Source organism: Burkholderia sp. Bp9142 (assembly GCF_003853415.1).
GTDB lineage: Bacteria > Pseudomonadota > Gammaproteobacteria > Burkholderiales > Burkholderiaceae > Burkholderia.
The window spans coordinates 1-15,169 of the sequence record NZ_QTPP01000033.1; the positions used below are offsets into that span (position 1 = coordinate 1).

At 63.3% G+C, this 15,169-nt stretch carries 12 protein-coding genes and 1 pseudogene; 6 read left to right on the plus strand and 7 right to left on the minus strand.

Features of this window, described 5'->3' with window-relative positions:
• Positions 1-81 precede the first annotated feature (81 nt).
• Positions 82-783 carry a hypothetical protein gene (locus tag DIE22_RS28400; protein WP_124606564.1) on the plus strand — a complete coding sequence of 234 codons (702 nt, stop codon included), beginning with the start codon at positions 82-84 and terminating at the stop codon, positions 781-783.
• Between the two features lie 236 nt (positions 784-1,019).
• Here DIE22_RS28400 and DIE22_RS28405 read toward each other — a convergent pair.
• The 4 genes and pseudogenes from DIE22_RS28405 to dnaA form a co-directional block, all read right to left on the minus strand.
• Positions 1,020-2,293, minus strand: a pseudogene (locus DIE22_RS28405) (IS256 family transposase).
• A 165-nt stretch (positions 2,294-2,458) separates the two neighbouring features.
• Positions 2,459-4,933, minus strand: coding sequence for a DNA topoisomerase (ATP-hydrolyzing) subunit B (gene gyrB, locus DIE22_RS28410; protein WP_124606565.1), 2,475 nt, complete (start codon positions 4,931-4,933; stop codon positions 2,459-2,461).
• Between the two features lie 193 nt (positions 4,934-5,126).
• Complete coding sequence (gene dnaN / locus DIE22_RS28415; protein ID WP_006756934.1) at positions 5,127-6,233, minus strand: DNA polymerase III subunit beta; 1,107 nt, start codon at positions 6,231-6,233, stop codon at positions 5,127-5,129.
• A 170-nt stretch (positions 6,234-6,403) separates the two neighbouring features.
• Positions 6,404-7,981 carry a chromosomal replication initiator protein DnaA gene (gene dnaA / locus DIE22_RS28420; protein WP_221623903.1) on the minus strand — a complete coding sequence of 526 codons (1,578 nt, stop codon included), beginning with the start codon at positions 7,979-7,981 and terminating at the stop codon, positions 6,404-6,406.
• A gap of 421 nt (positions 7,982-8,402) precedes the next feature.
• Here dnaA and rpmH point away from each other — a divergent pair, with 421 nt between their 5' ends.
• The 4 genes from rpmH to yidC all read left to right on the plus strand — a co-directional run bounded on the left by rpmH (position 8,403) and on the right by yidC (position 11,026).
• The gene (gene rpmH / locus DIE22_RS28425) at positions 8,403-8,537 is read left to right on the plus strand and encodes a 50S ribosomal protein L34 (RefSeq protein WP_004198824.1); all 135 of its coding nucleotides are present in this window, start codon (positions 8,403-8,405) and stop codon (positions 8,535-8,537) included.
• Positions 8,538-8,552: 15 nt separating this feature from the next.
• Positions 8,553-9,014, plus strand: coding sequence for a ribonuclease P protein component (rnpA, locus tag DIE22_RS28430; protein WP_124500659.1), 462 nt, complete (start codon positions 8,553-8,555; stop codon positions 9,012-9,014).
• A 75-nt stretch (positions 9,015-9,089) separates the two neighbouring features.
• Positions 9,090-9,356: a membrane protein insertion efficiency factor YidD gene (gene yidD, locus DIE22_RS28435; RefSeq protein ID WP_006750110.1), complete on the plus strand. Its 267-nt coding sequence runs from the start codon at positions 9,090-9,092 to the stop codon at positions 9,354-9,356.
• 8 nt (positions 9,357-9,364) lie between these two features.
• Positions 9,365-11,026 (plus strand): membrane protein insertase YidC, encoded by a 1,662-nt coding sequence (gene yidC / locus DIE22_RS28440; protein WP_124500658.1) that lies wholly within the window; start codon positions 9,365-9,367, stop codon positions 11,024-11,026.
• 132 nt (positions 11,027-11,158) lie between these two features.
• On the opposite strand, the gene DIE22_RS28445 is transcribed toward yidC, so the two are convergent.
• Positions 11,159-11,596, minus strand: coding sequence for a helix-turn-helix domain-containing protein (locus tag DIE22_RS28445; RefSeq protein ID WP_124500657.1), 438 nt, complete (start codon positions 11,594-11,596; stop codon positions 11,159-11,161).
• Between the two features lie 337 nt (positions 11,597-11,933).
• Here DIE22_RS28445 and mnmE point away from each other — a divergent pair, with 337 nt between their 5' ends.
• A complete protein-coding gene (gene mnmE, locus DIE22_RS28450) occupies positions 11,934-13,328 on the plus strand; it encodes a tRNA uridine-5-carboxymethylaminomethyl(34) synthesis GTPase MnmE (RefSeq protein WP_124606567.1) in 1,395 nt (464 codons plus the stop codon).
• A 164-nt stretch (positions 13,329-13,492) separates the two neighbouring features.
• Here the strand turns inward: mnmE and DIE22_RS38980 are convergent, their stop codons facing one another.
• Together DIE22_RS38980 and DIE22_RS28455 are read right to left on the minus strand one after the other, a co-directional pair.
• The gene (locus tag DIE22_RS38980; protein ID WP_006750105.1) at positions 13,493-13,618 is read right to left on the minus strand and encodes a hypothetical protein; all 126 of its coding nucleotides are present in this window, start codon (positions 13,616-13,618) and stop codon (positions 13,493-13,495) included.
• A 149-nt stretch (positions 13,619-13,767) separates the two neighbouring features.
• Positions 13,768-15,126, minus strand: coding sequence for a diguanylate cyclase (locus DIE22_RS28455; protein ID WP_124606568.1), 1,359 nt, complete (start codon positions 15,124-15,126; stop codon positions 13,768-13,770).
• Positions 15,127-15,169: the final 43 nt, after the last annotated feature.

The following is a 15,169-nucleotide window of genomic DNA, read 5'->3' on the forward strand; positions in this document are numbered from 1 at the left end:
CAATTCCGGCAATTGCATCAACCGAAAAACGGCGAGCCCACTAACTTACGAATGGTGTACTCGGCGGGGTAAGGTCAGGTTGTGAAAAAGGAGCTCGCTGATTCTATTGCCCCTCCAACGAAAGATTTTTCGGCGGCTTTTACCTTAAAATACGGCCGAGTGTTTGATGATTTTAAAAAATGGGCAAATGGACAAGTCAGATCACTTGGGAATGAGGAGATCAACCCTGCGGAAGATATTTCGCTAATCGCCTGCTATCTGTCTGAGCGACTTTCTAAAATTCCTGTCGGAAACGATGCTGCATCTTCGTATCATAAATTGATGGTTGGTGTTTTGGAGCTAATTTTTTACCCGAATTTGACTTGCCCACAAGTTGAGCGAGAAATCAATGAGGGTAGAAAGAGAATCGATATTGTTTTCGATAACTCCGCAAACGAAGGTTTCTTTTGGGGGGTTCATCAAATTCGACATATTCCTGCCCAGTATATAATGATTGAGTGCAAAAACTATGGTAGAGAGGTTGGAAATCCTGAGGTTGATCAGCTGTCTGGTCGATTTGGTGCAAATAGAGGGCAGGTTGGATTGTTGTTGTGTAGAAGTGTTGAAAATTTCGATAGATTATTAGATCGATGTAGGGATTTTTATAGAGATAAGCGAGAAATTATTATTCCGCTAACGGATGATGATTTTCATGAAATATTGCGCGCTAGAAGTGAGAATGTGAGCGATAGAATAGAGGATCGTGTCTTGCAAGACCGAGCTCGGGATATTGTTATGGCGTAGCCGATGAGGCTATTGCTCGTATGGGTAAGTAGCCGAGAGCCGCTACTGGTGTCAAGTGGAGGAGGTCGTGAGGCACGCAATAAATTCAGTGGCTACTGAATACCCAGCCACTTGCATTGGCGCTGCTTGGGTCGCAAATGCGCATTAGCATTTTCTCAAGAGGCGGGGAGCTAATTGTGCGTTCGGGGCTTTGGAACCTGTCCGCATTTTTGTGGGCGAGGCGGTTGAACAGCGTGTTATCCGCGCGCCTGCATGAACCGCTCGCCGAACAGGATAGCAAACTGGTTCATCGCTGATTTCCAGTCGAAGGCGGCCGAACGGTCTTGGCCAGCACGTTGCGCAGCGCCAGCCAGAGCAGCTTGATCGCCGCCTCATCGTTCGGGAAGTGGCCACGCGTCTTGATGATCTTGCGCAACTGCATGTTCAAGCTTTCGAAGGCGTTTGTCGTATAAACGACCCGACGAATCTCCGGCGGGAACACGTAGAACGGTACGACGTGTTCCCATGCCCGCTGCCACGATTGCACGATGGTCGGGTACTTCTGGCCCCAGGGGCCCTCGGCGAAGTCGTGCAGCGCCTGCCTTGCCGCATCTTCGCTGGCGGCCGCGTAGATCGGACGCAGCGCTGCGGCGAGCGCCTTGCGATCCTTGTAGCTGGCGTACTCGAGGCTGTTGCGGATCAGATGCACGATGCAGGTCTGGACGGTCGTGCGGGGATACGCCGTGCTGATTGCCTCGGCCAGTCCCTTCAGGCCATCGACCACGGCGATCAGGATGTCCTGGCAGCCGCGCGTCTTGAGTTCGTTGAACACCTTGAGCCAGAACTTGGCGCCCTCGGTCTGCTCGATCCAGAGGCCCAGCACGTCGCGCTGGCCGTCGGCTTGGATGCCCAGCGCTAGATAGACGGCCTTGTTGCTGACTACGCCATCGTCGCGGATCTTGACTCGCAGCGCATCGAAGAACACGACTGGATACATCGGCTCAAGCGGACGGTTCTGCCAGGTCAGCGCCTCGGCCATCACCTCGTCGGTGACCGAACTGATGAAGTCGGGCGACACCTCAGTGCCATAGTGCTCGGCCAGAAACCCCTGAATCTCGCGCACGCTCATGCCGCGGGCGTACATCGCGATGATGCGCTCGTCAAAGCCGGTGAAACGGCGCTCGTGCTTGGGAATCAGGATCGGCTCGAAGCTGCCGTCGCGGTCGCGGGGCACGTCAACCCGAACCGGGCCACGATCGGTGATGACCGTCTTGCCGCTGGCGCCGTTGCGCTCGTTGGCTTGGCCGGACGGTTTAGGCTGGCCAGGCGGGTAGCCCAGATGCAGGCTCATCTCGGCGCTCATCGCGCGCTCGATGACTGCCTTGTTGAACGCCAGCATCAGATCCTGCACCTCGGCCGGCGTCATGGGCCCCTTGACCAGTTGGTCCAGCAGTTCCTTGGGCAGTTCAGGCAGCGGCCCGCGGGCCGCTGCCTGTGAGGCCACCGTACGTCTTTTCTTCTTCATCGGCATATCCATGACTTTTACACCTCATGATATGCCTCGCCCACGAAATCCCGGATAGGTCCGGGCTTTGGCATCTGATGACTTGCTTGCTAGTTTATTTCAAATAAAAAAAGGCCCGTAACTCCTATGAGTGCGGGCCTTTGCGTGAGCTCACTGTTCAAGCGAAATTTCTCAAACGTCGATATTCCCCGCCCGCAACGCATTCGACTCAATAAACGCCCGTCGCGGCTCGACGTCATCCCCCATGAGGGTAGTAAAGATCCCATCCGCGGCAATCGCATCTTCGATCTGCACGCGCAGCAGTCGCCGCACGGTCGGGTCCATCGTCGTTTCCCACAGCTGTTCGGGGTTCATTTCACCGAGCCCCTTATACCGCTGCTTCGAAACGTTCCGTTCCGCATCAGCAAGCAGCCACTTCATCGCGCTCTTGAAGTCGCTCACGGCCATGCTGCGCTCACCGCGCTTGATGACCGCACCTTCCCCGATGAGCCCCTTGAACGTATTCGCGGTGGTCACAAGCTGCTGATAATCCGCCGTGTGCTGGAATTCCTGGTCGATGACCGAAACCCGCACGTTGCCGTGATGCGTACGCTCGACATGCAGCGACCGCTGTTCGCGAACCGGGTCATACGAAGGCACCACGCGCACTTCGTTCTTCAAAGCCTCGTCATGCAACGCAGCGTGCAGCGCCTTCGCCGAAGCCTCGGTCGAAGCCTCATTGGAAAGATCGATCTCCACCCCATCCATGACGGCCTCAAGCGCAGCCGGGTCATACAACCGGCTCAACCGCTCGATCACGCTCTTCGACAGCAGGTACGACCGCGCCAGCTCGCCAAGCGCATCACCGGAAATCGCAGCAGCGTTCTCACCCGGCACCAGCTCCGACCCTTGCAGCGCCAACCGCAGCATGTGCGCGTTGAGCTCCACGTCATCCTTCAGATACCGCTCGTCCTTGCCCGCCTTGATCTTGTAAAGCGGCGGCTGTGCGATATACACATAGCCGCGCTCGATCATGTCCGGCATCTGGCGATAGAGGAACGTGAGCAGCAGCGTCCGGATGTGCGCACCATCGACGTCCGCGTCGGTCATGATGATGATGCGGTGATAGCGGAGCTTGTCGAGGTTGTAGTCTTCCTTGCCGATCCCGCAGCCGAGCGCGGTCACGAGCGTGACGATCTGCTCCGACGACAGCAGCTTGTCGTAGCGTGCCTTCTCGACGTTCAGCACCTTGCCGCGCAGCGGCAGGATCGCCTGGAACTTCCGGTCACGCCCTTGCTTGGCCGAGCCACCTGCCGAGTCACCCTCGACGATGTAGATTTCGCACTTCGCCGGGTCTTTCTCCTGGCAGTCCGCGAGCTTGCCGGGCAGGCCGACGCCGTCGAGCACACCCTTGCGGCGCGTCATCTCACGCGCCTTCCGCGCCGCATCACGCGCACGCGCAGCCTCGACAATCTTCCCGCAGATGATCTTCGCGTCGATCGGCGTTTCGAGCAGGAACTCTTCCAGCGCCTTCGCGACGACTTCTTCAACCGGCGCCCGCACTTCGGACGACACCAGCTTGTCCTTCGTCTGCGAGCTGAACTTCGGCTCCGGCACCTTCACGGACAGCACGCACGAAAGACCTTCACGCATGTCGTCGCCGGTCGTCTCGACCTTCGCCTTCTTCGCGATTTCGTTGTCGGTGATGTACTTGTTGATGACGCGCGTCATCGCGGCCCGCAGGCCGGTCAAGTGCGTGCCGCCGTCACGCTGCGGAATGTTGTTCGTGAAGCACAGCACGTTCTCGTTGTAGCTGTCGTTCCACTGCATCGCGACTTCGACGCCCACGCCATCCTTCTCGCCGTTGGCGTGGAAGATGGTCGGGTGCAGGTTGGTCTTCGTCTTGTTGATGTACTCGACGAAGCCCTTCACACCGCCGGCGAACGCGAAATCGTCTTCCTTGCCCGAACGCAGATCGGTGAGGCGAATCCGCACACCGTTGTTCAGGAACGAGAGCTCACGCATCCGCTTCGCGAGGATGTCGTAGTGATACTCGACCGTGCCGAAAATCGTCGGATCGGCCATGAAGTGCACTTCGGTGCCGCGGTTCTCGGTATCGCCGGTAACCAGCATCGGCGACACTTCCACGCCGTCCACCTGCTCGAGCACGCGATCCTGCGCAACACCGCGATGGAACTCCATGAACCGCTTCTTGCCGTCACGGCGCACCGTGAGCCGCAACCAGCTCGACAACGCGTTCACGCACGACACACCCACGCCGTGCAGCCCACCCGAAACCTTGTAGCTGTTCTGGTCGAACTTCCCCCCGGCATGCAGCTCGGTCATCACGATCTCGGCAGCACTCCGCTTCGGCTCGTGCTTGTCGTTCATCTTCACGTCGGTCGGAATCCCGCGGCCGTTGTCGGTCACGGAAATCGAGTTGTCGGCGTGAATCGTCACGTGGATGTCGTTGCAGTACCCGGCCAACGCTTCGTCGATCGAGTTGTCGAGCACCTCGAACACGAGGTGGTGCAGACCGGTGCCGTCAGACGTGTCGCCGATGTACATCCCGGGGCGCTTGCGCACCGCTTCCAGACCTTCGAGGATCTGGATCGACGAGGCGCCGTAGCTGCTGTTATCGGGTTGCGTATTGTGCTGTTCACTCATGGATATCTTCCGGTTCTGCGAGGCCACTCTCGTGGCGGCGCGGTGCGTTTCAGCGAGAGAAATCGCCGGGCCGCTCCAGTTTCCTGGCCCGCCCGAGGCACCTGAAAGGCACCAAAGGGACGGGTTGTCGGTTCGCCATAAAAACGCCAAAGGGGCTTGCCGCCCCCTGGTGTGTGTTGCGATGTCGAGCGCGTCAGATGCGCATCGGCATCACGACATACTTGAACTCGTCGTTCTCGGGCACGGTAATCAGCGCGCTCGAGCTGGCGTCGCCGAGGCTCACCTGCACGGTGTCGACCTTCAGGTTCGCGAGCACGTCGAGCAGATACGTGACGTTGAAGCCGATGTCGACGGTATCGCCCTGGTACGCGATTTCCAGTTCTTCCTGCGCCTCTTCCTGATCGGCGTTGGTCGACATGATCTTCAGCTGGCCCGGCGCGATGATGCAGCGCACGCCCTTGAACTTGTCCGAGGTCAGGATGGCCGCACGTTGCAGCGAACGCTGCAGCTCTTCACGGCCGATCTCGAACGTGTTCTTGTGCGCCTTCGGGATCACGCGCTGGAAGTCGGGGAACTTGCCCTCGACGAGTTTCGACACGAGCTCGACCTGGCCGAACGTGAACTTGGCCTGGGTTTGCGCGATGTCGATGGTGACGGTGTCGTCGATGTCCTCGAGCAGGCGTTGCAGCTCAAGAATCGTCTTGCGCGGCACGATGACTTCCTGGCGGCCGAACGTGCCGCCTTCGAGCTTCATCGACGAGAACGCGAGGCGGTGGCCGTCGGTGGCCACGGCCATCAGCTGGTCGCCGTCGACGACGAGCAGCATGCCGTTCAGGTAGTAGCGGATGTCCTGCTGCGCCATCGCGAAGTGCACCATGCCGAGCAGCTGGCGGAACGACTTCTGCGGGACGGTGAGGGTCGCGCCGAAATCCTTCGCCTGCGCGACGGTCGGGAACTCGTCGGCCGCCAGCGTCTGCAGTGCGAAGCGGCTCTTGCCCGATTGAACGGTGAGGCGCTTGTCGGCGAGCGACAGCGTGACCTGGCCGTCAGGCATCGCGCGCAGGATGTCGAGCAGCTTGCGGGCCGCGACGGTGGTGGCCACCTGGTCGCCGCCGACGCCGAAATCGGCGCGCGTGGTGATCTGCAGCTCCAGGTCGGTCGACAGGAATGAAACGTCCGGGCCGTTCTTGGTGATCAGCAGGTTGGCAAGGATCGGCAACGTATGGCGGCGTTCGACGATGCCGCTGACCGTTTGCAGCGGCCTGAGGAGGGTGTCTCGTTCGGTCTTGACCAGTTGCATAGAGTTCCTTCGTTGAGTAACGGCCTGCAGCGCAGCAGCCTCGCAGCGCCCCGCCGGCCGGGCTCTTGGCCCGCCACCACCGGGGCGGTCAAACCAGTATTGTGCCTCAAAACCGAACCGCCCCCCTTAAATTGGGGCGGAGGCCGAATGATCAAGCGCGGTCCGCGCGCTCAGCCCTTCAGCGTCTGTTCCAGCACGTGCAGCTCGTGGTTGAGCTGCGCGTCCTTGCTGCGCTCGTCGGCGATCTTGCGCACGGCGTGCAGCACGGTGGTGTGATCGCGCCCGCCGAACAGCTCGCCGATCTCCGGCAGGCTCTTCTGCGTGAGTTCCTTCGCCAGGTACATCGCAATCTGCCGCGGCCGCGCGATGTTCGCGGGACGCTTCTTCGAATACATGTCGGCGACCTTGATGTTGTAGAAGTCGGCGACGGTCTTCTGGATGTTCTCGACCGAAATCTGCCGGTTCTGCACGGTCAGCAGGTCCTTCAGCGCTTCCTTGGTCAGCTCGATCGAGATCTCGCGGCCGTGGAACTTCGAATACGCGAGGATCTTGCGCAGCGCGCCTTCGAGCTCGCGCACGTTCGAGCGCAGGTGCTTCGCGACGAAGAACGCGACGTCCTCCGACAGGTTCACGCCTTCCGACTGCGCCTTGCGCATCAGGATCGCGACGCGCATTTCCAGCTCGGGCGGCTCGATCGCGACGGTGAGGCCCGAGTCGAAGCGCGAGATCAGGCGATCGTCGATGCCCGAAATCTCCTTCGGATACGTGTCGCTGGTGATGATCACCTGCGCCTTGTTCGCGACGAGCGCCTCGAACGCGTAGAAGAATTCCTCTTGCGTGCGCGACTTGCCGGAGAAGAATTGAATATCGTCGATCAGCAGCAGGTCGAGCGAGTGGTAGTAGCGCTTGAAGTCGTCGAACGCCTTGCGCTGGTATGCCTTCACCACGTCGGACACGTATTGCTCCGCGTGGATGTAGCGGATCCGCGCGCCGGCCTTGTCGAGCAGCAGCTGGTTGCCGATCGCGTGGATCAGGTGGGTCTTGCCGAGGCCGACGCCGCCGTACAGGAACAGCGGGTTGTACGAGATGCCGGGGTTGTCCGCGACCTGGATCGCGGCGGCGCGTGCGAGCTGGTTCGCCTTACCGGTCACGAAGTTGTCGAACGTGAGCACGGGGTTCAGCTTCGAGCGTTCGTACATCGAATCGGCTTCGCCGCCGTTCGCGGGCGCGGCACCGGGGCCCGGGCGCCAGGTACGGCGGCCGGCGGCCGCTTCGTGCGCGGGCAGGCTCGGCAGGTCGATGTCGGCGTCGTCGGCGTTCAGGTGGTGCGCGGCAGCCGCCGACGGCGTCATCGGCACGTCGGCCGGCGCGCTGGGCGCGGCGGCGGCATTCGCGGTCAGGTTGGCGGCGATCGCGGCGATCGTCGCGGCAGGGCCGCTCGGTGCCAGCGGCGCGCGCGGGGCGGCCGGCGCGGCGCTCGCAGCGGCGCTGCGCATGCCGGCCTTCGGATCGAGGACGAACTGGACTTCGATCGGCGCGTTCCAGAAATCTCGGGCCAGATCGGAGATGCGGCCCGAAAACTGGCTCTTGACCCAGTCCAGCTTGAAGCGGTTCGGCGCGGCGATGGACAGCGTGTTCGCCGACGCATCGAAGGCCACCGGGGCCAAGGGTTTGATCCACGTCACGTACTGCTGGGGCGTCAGCTCGCGCTCCAGCAGTGCGGAACAGTGTTGCCAGAAATCGTTCATCAAGTAACTGTCGTTTTTTGCGTGCACAGCGCGGCTCGCCGGCGCCCTTGTCGCGGTGGCGCAACAAGGCCCGAAGCGGTCGTGCGAGCGTGCGTCGGACGCCTGCGTCACGGTCGTGGAGGGGCAGGCGCGAGCCGAAGCGGCGTGCGGGATTCTTGGAGATAAGGCGAGATTCTAACGCCAAACGCGGCCACAGCGGGACTTATCCACAGGCTGCGATTGTGGGTCGCGGGGCCGGATCGGCCGGGGCCGGCACAGGCGGACGACTCCTAAAGTATTGACCGTCAAGAGAAAAACGGTTTAAATAGCGGGTTCCGCGAAAACCAATCCTGTATTCCCGGCGATTGCGTTCGCCCGAATGCCTCCGGTTAAGGGCACGCGGTCCCCTGAATTTCGACATTCTCGAACAAGTGAGAACATCATGAAACGTACTTACCAACCGTCCGTGACGCGCCGCAAGCGCACCCATGGCTTCCGTGTCCGCATGAAGACGGCAGGTGGCCGCAAGGTCATCAACGCTCGCCGCGCGAAGGGCCGCAAGCGCCTCGCCATCTAAGGCAGGTTGCGCGCTGTGTCCGCCGTCCGCAGTCCTGCGGAAGGTACCGTCGAGCCGGGTGCGAATCCGTCGCAGACGAAAGCCGCCTTCCCGAAAGCTGCGCGACTTCTGAAAACGGATGAATTTTCATCCGTTTTTCGTTTGCGCCCCTGGCGGCGCTCCGCGCACTTCGTGATCTACGGCAAGCCGACCGGCCAGCCCGCGCGTTTGGGGCTCGTCATCGGCAAGAAGTATGCGCCGCGTGCGGTAACCCGTAATCTCGTGAAGCGGCTGGCGCGCGATGCGTTTCGCTTGCGCCGGGCCGAGTTCGCCGGTTACGACCTGCTGCTGCGGCAGCACACGCGCTTCGACAAGAAAGCGCTGCCGAGCGCGGCTTCCGCCCCGCTCGCGGCGATGTGTGCGGCCGAAATCCGCGAACTGCTCGACAGGGCAGTCCGGGAGATCGCCCGCCGCGCGTCGAAGCCCGCGTCCGAGTGACGCATCCGTGCCCGGTGCGGCGTTCGCGCCTGCCCGGCCGGTTTTGACGCGGCGTCGAACGGCGCCGCCCAAGGTATGGAAACGGTATTGATCGCCTTGCTGCGCTTCTACAAGGTTGCCGTGAGCCCGATGCTCGGCAACCGTTGCCGTTTTTATCCTTCCTGTTCGGATTACGCGCGCGAGGCAATCCAGTATCATGGCGCCGCGCGCGGCACGTATCTCGCCGTCAGGCGCGTGTGCCGATGCCATCCGTTTTCCGCGGGCGGCATCGACCTCGTCCCGCCGCCCAACTCCGACACTCGCGCTCGCGGCGAAGCCGACGCGCGGTCCCATCGACTCTGAGACAACGCATGGATATCAAACGCACCGTCCTATGGGTGATCTTCTTCATGTCCGCTGTCATGCTGTACGACAACTGGCAGCGCGACCATGGACGCCCGTCGATGTTCTTCCCGAGCGCCACGCAGACGGCCCCCGCGGCCGCGGCAGGCGGGGCTTCGGGCACGGGCGCGACGACGCCGGCAGGTGACGTGCCTGCCGCTGCAGCCGGCACCGCGCCGTCGACGACGGCTCCGGCCGCGCAAGCGCAGCTCGTGAAGTTCTCGACCGACGTCTATGACGGCGAAATCGACACGCGCGGCGGCACGCTCGCGAAGCTGACGCTGAAGAAGCAGGGCGACGGCAAGCAGCCCGACCTGTACATCACGCTGTTCGACCACACGGCCGGCCACACGTACCTCGCGCGCTCGGGCCTGCTCGGCGGCGACTTCCCGAACCACAACGACGTCTACACGCAGGTCAATGCGGGCCCGACGTCGCTGACGGGCGACCAGAACACGCTGAAGCTGTCGTTCGAATCGCCGGTGAAGGGCGGCGTGAAGGTCGTGAAGACCTACACGTTCACGCGCGGCAGCTACGTGATCGGCGTCGACACCAAGATCGACAACGTCGGCACGGCGCCTGTCACGCCGACGGTCTACATGGAACTGGTGCGCGACAACACGGCCGTCGAAACGCCGATGTTCTCGCATACGTTCCTCGGGCCGGCGGTCTACACGGACACGAAGCACTTCCAGAAGATCGACTTCAGCGACCTCGACAAGAACAAGGCGAACTTCGAGAAGTCGGCCGACAACGGCTGGGTCGCGATGGTGCAGCACTACTTCGCGTCGGCCTGGATTCCGCAGCAGGGCGCGAAGCGCGACATCTACGCCGAGAAGATCGATCCGACGCTGTATCGCGTCGGCGTGAAGCAGCCGGTCGCCGCGATCGCGCCGGGCCAGTCGGCCGACGTGCAGGCACGCCTGTTCGCCGGCCCGGAAGAAGAGCGCATGCTCGAAGGCATCGCGCCGGGCCTGGAGCTCGTGAAGGACTACGGCTGGGTGACGATCATCGCGAAGCCGCTGTTCTGGCTGCTCGAGAAGATCCACGGGCTCGTCGGCAACTGGGGCTGGGCGATCGTGCTGCTCACCGTGCTGATCAAGGCCGTGTTCTTCCCGCTGTCGGCCGCGAGCTACAAGTCGATGGCGCGCATGAAGGAAATCACGCCGCGCATGCAGGCGCTGCGCGAACGCTTCAAGAGCGATCCGCAGAAGATGAATGCCGCGCTGATGGAGCTGTACAAGACCGAGAAGGTCAATCCGTTCGGCGGCTGCCTGCCGGTCGTGATCCAGATCCCGGTGTTCATCTCGCTGTACTGGGTGCTGCTTGCCTCGGTCGAAATGCGCGGCGCGCCGTGGATTCTGTGGATTCATGACCTGTCGCAGCGCGATCCGTTCTTCATCCTGCCGGTGCTGATGGCCGTGTCGATGTTCGTGCAGACGAGCCTGAACCCGACGCCGCCGGACCCGGTCCAGGCGAAGATGATGAAGTTCATGCCGATCGCGTTCTCGGTGATGTTCTTCTTCTTCCCGGCCGGCCTGGTGCTGTACTACGTCGTGAACAACGTGCTGTCGATCGCGCAGCAGTACTACATCACGCGCAAGCTCGGCGGGGCCAAGAAACCGGCCTGACGCCCGTGGCACACGCGGGCGGCCAGCCGCCCGCGATGCATGTAAAAAAGCCGCATGGTGCGATCCATGCGGCTTTTTCGTTTCCGGCGGGTGGCGCGGCGGGCGGCGCGTGCGGAGCTTGGCCGCTGCCGTTCAGGCCTTCTTCGCTTCGATTTTCGCGTCGCCGCCGTAGAACTGCTCGATCAGTTCCTGAACGAGGTAGCGCTGATGCGGCGGCAGCGCCTCGATCTTCGACGCGAGTTCGATCGTCTCGGGCGTCGGCGGATAGCGCTCGTCGCGCGGCAGCGGTTGCGGGGTCGTATGTTCGGTCACGCTCGGCGACGGGCCGTAATGCAGCCAATGCAGTTCGACGCGCAACCACTCGGCGAGCGTTTCGAGTTTGTCCGGCGTCGGAATCGTGCGGCCCGTCAGCCATTTGTGCGCGGTTTGCGGCGAAACCGGCTGCGCACCGCGGTGACGCAGATTGAATCGGTTCGCGAGCTCCGTCGCACCGGTGACCTTCTCCGGGCTGCGCCGCAAGGCGAATTTCAGGCGTTCCGAGAACGCTGCTTTTTCTTCGGGTGTCGGCATGGGGGTGATTGTGCAATTTCACCGACGCGTCTCAGACAACCATCCAAGATAAACATAGCCTATTCAGACGAATCCCAACCTGCAGTGGAGCGTATGGCTGAATTGGGGGCCGCAGCGTCGGACCACTCCGACAGGCGTACTCGTCCGAAGTGGACAGTACGCAGCGGTTCGGCACTGATACTCGGCTTAGCTCCGTCGGGATAAATTCGGGCGAGTTCGAATCCGATGGGGCGTCCGGTGGCGTGCGGGCCGGCACGCTACAATGCCGGCGTCCCGATGCGTGAACTGTTGCACGGGCGCACCATTCACTGTCTGCTTACCCGATTCATCCGATTCCATGCTCGCTACCGATTCCGATCCGATCGTCGCCATTGCCACTGCTGCCGGCCGGGGTGGCATCGGTGTCGTCCGCGTGTCGTTCGGGCGAGGCGGCGAGGCGGCTGCGCGGCCGCTGATCGACGCATTGTGCGGGCAGCGGCTCGCGCCGCGCCATGCGAGCTACGTGCCGTTCCTCGACGAGCACGGCGCGCCGCTCGACCGCGGAATCGCGCTGTATTTCCCCGCGCCGTATTCGTACACCGGCGAGCACGTGCTGGAGTTGCAGGGGCATGGCGGGCCGATCGTGATGCAGCTGCTGCTGCAGCGCTGCCTCGATGCGGGGCGCAGCTTCGGGCTGCGGCTCGCGGAGCCGGGCGAGTTCACGCGGCGCGCGTTCCTGAACGACAAGCTCGACCTCGCGCAGGCCGAGGCCGTCGCCGACCTGATCGAGGCGAGTACCGAGGCGGCGGCGCGCTCGGCCGGGCGCTCGCTCGACGGCGCGTTCTCGCGGCAGATCCATGCGCTCGTCGAGGACGTGATCACACTGCGGATGCTGGTCGAGGCGACGCTCGATTTCCCGGAAGAGGAAATCGACTTCCTGGAGGCGGCCGATGCGCGCGGCAAGCTCGCGAAGATCCGCGAGCAACTCGCGCACGTGCTCGGCGATGCGCGGCAGGGCGCGCTGCTGCGCGAGGGGCTGTCGGTCGTGCTGGCGGGGCAGCCGAACGTCGGCAAGTCGTCGCTGCTGAATGCGCTCGCCGGCGCGGAGCTGGCGATCGTCACGCCGATCGCCGGCACGACGCGCGACAAGGTCGCGCAGACGATCCAGGTCGAAGGGATTCCGCTGCACATCATCGATACGGCCGGGTTGCGCGAGACGGAGGACGAGGTCGAGCGGATCGGGATTGCACGCACGTGGAGCGAGATCGAGCGCGCGGACGTCGTGCTGCATCTGCTCGATTCGCGCACGGGGATGACGGCGGACGACGAGACGATCGCGGCGCGGTTCCCGGGCGGCGTGCCGGTGGTGCGCGTGCTGAACAAGACGGATCTCACCGGCGTGCAGGCGTGCGTCGAGCATCCGGCGGCGGAAGGCGATCTGACCGAGGTGCACCTGTCGGCGAAGCGCGGCGACGGGATCGACATGCTGCGTGCGGAGCTGCTGCGGATCGCGGGGTGGCAGGCGGGTGCCGAAGGCGTTTATCTGGCGCGCGAGCGGCATCTGATCGCGCTGCGGTCGGCGCAGGAACATCTGGCTCAGGCGGCCGATCATGCGGAGCAGCGCGCGCAATCGCTCGATCTGTTCGCGGAGGAGCTGCGGCTCGCGCAGGAGCAGCTCAATGCGATTACCGGGGAGTTCACTTCGGATGATCTGCTGGGGGTGATTTTCAGCAGATTCTGTATCGGGAAGTGACAGTGGCCAAGGCCGGGAAAAAGGAGCGCGGCTCGAACGTCTTCATGACGAAACGCGGGCTGCGCTCTCTCTGGCGCACGCGGAGCCCGGTCAAGCTGCGACCCGGGCCGTGGATGCTGCATCGACGTGGCTGCTCGTCGATGCATTCGAACCCGCAACCGCCATCAATCCCAATGCCGATGATGATGGTAATACCCGCCACCACCGTAATACCCGCCGCCATCCGGCACCACGATGCAGCCGCTCAGCAGCACGGCCACACCGGCAATCAGCAAAAGGGTTTTCTTCATCGCGTTCACCTGCTCGGATTCGACATGAACCCAGCATAGCGAGCGCCGTCAACACCGGCTGTAAGCGATCGTTTCCCGGTGCCGCAATCCGTAACGGCGGATTATTCCGGTCACAATGACCGTAACAAATTCCCAATCCGCAGACGTTTTCACGCCGCGGCGACCCGGTTTCGCCCCGCATCCTTCGCGCGGTACAGCGCGGCATCGGCGGCTTCGATCAACGCATCGGGCGTCGACAGGTCGTCGGCCGACACGGTCGCACAGCCGACGCTGACGCTCACGCGCCCCGCGGGCGACGCAGGCATCGCGAGATCGAGCCGCAGCACCGCTTCGCGCGCTTCCTCGGCCACGACCCGCGCCCCGCGCGCACCGGTGTTCGGCAGCACGATCGCAAACTCCTCGCCGCCGTAGCGCGCGACGATATCCGCGGGACGCCGCACCGCGCCGGCCAGCGCATTCGCGACGCCGATCAGGCACGCATCGCCCTTCACGTGACCGAAAGCGTCGTTGTATGCCTTGAAGTGATCGACGTCGACCATCAGCAGCGACAGCGATTCGCCCTGCCGCCGCGCCTGCAGGAACAGCGTGTGGAAGTGATCGTTGAAGTGGCTGCGGTTGAATGCACCGGTCAGCCCGTCGCGCGCGGAAGATCGAACCAGCGTCGCATGCGCCTCGAACAGCTGCTGATACAGCTTCGTCACTTCCCACGCGAGCACGCACACCAGCACGCCGGGCGTGAACATGCTGAACACGCGCGCGAGATACCAGCCGATCGTGAAGCGGTTCGTGGTCAGCAGGTTCAGCGTCGTGTCGGTGAGGCAGGCGAGCACCGCGATCGCGAGCCACAGGTCGAGCGTCGTGCGCAGCCGGCCGGAGGCCAGCACCGCAACGAGCGCGAGCGCGTTGAGGATCCATACGACCAGCGCGATCCCGTTGACGGGCAGCACGGCCGCATCGCCCGGCGGATGGAGCGCGGGCGGCAGCGCAACGTTCAGCGCGAGCATGCACAGCAGCGCGGCCGCGATGGCCGGGCCGCCGACCAGCGCGAGGGTCCACCAGCGCGTCTGCGCCGCGCCGACCGGCGCACGCGTGAGCCGCTCGCGCGCGAGCAGCGCGGCCATCACGAAGCATGGAAAGCCGGCATGCCAGAAGACCCACATCCACGCGGCGCTTTGCGGGCGCGCGCCGAGCAGGCCGTGCGGCGCGAACACGCCGGGAAAGGTGAGCAGCTGCAGCGCGACGGCGAGCGCGGTGAATGCGTAGGCGCCGCCGAGCGCACCGAGCACGGGCTGGCGCGTGACGGTGAACTGCGCGCCGAGGAAGAACGCGGCGATGCTCGCGGTGGTGAACACGGTCAGCGCGCACATCGGCATGAACGGCTCGACGGCCGGCAGCGCGACGTTCGCGTGCGGCACGGCGATCCCGAGCGCGAGCACGATGACGAGTGCCGTCAGCGCGCCGAACCACAGCTGACGACGCGTCGTATGCTGGATCAGAATACCTTCCATGGATTCCCCCGGGCGCTCGTGCGGTCACGCCCGGTCTTGGCGC

Coding starts and splice junctions, on each gene's coding strand:
- gyrB (WP_124606565.1), bottom strand. CDS start 4,933: ATGAGTGAACAGCACAATACGCAACCCGATAACAGCAGCTACGGCGCC.
- dnaN (WP_006756934.1), bottom strand. CDS start 6,233: ATGCAACTGGTCAAGACCGAACGAGACACCCTCCTCAGGCCGCTGCAA.
- dnaA (WP_221623903.1), bottom strand. CDS start 7,981: ATGAACGATTTCTGGCAACACTGTTCCGCACTGCTGGAGCGCGAGCTG.
- rpmH (WP_004198824.1), top strand. CDS start 8,403: ATGAAACGTACTTACCAACCGTCCGTGACGCGCCGCAAGCGCACCCAT.
- yidD (WP_006750110.1), top strand. CDS start 9,090: ATGGAAACGGTATTGATCGCCTTGCTGCGCTTCTACAAGGTTGCCGTG.
- yidC (WP_124500658.1), top strand. CDS start 9,365: ATGGATATCAAACGCACCGTCCTATGGGTGATCTTCTTCATGTCCGCT.
- DIE22_RS28445 (WP_124500657.1), bottom strand. CDS start 11,596: ATGCCGACACCCGAAGAAAAAGCAGCGTTCTCGGAACGCCTGAAATTC.
- mnmE (WP_124606567.1), top strand. CDS start 11,934: ATGCTCGCTACCGATTCCGATCCGATCGTCGCCATTGCCACTGCTGCC.
- DIE22_RS38980 (WP_006750105.1), bottom strand. CDS start 13,618: ATGAAGAAAACCCTTTTGCTGATTGCCGGTGTGGCCGTGCTGCTGAGC.
- DIE22_RS28455 (WP_124606568.1), bottom strand. CDS start 15,126: ATGGAAGGTATTCTGATCCAGCATACGACGCGTCGTCAGCTGTGGTTC.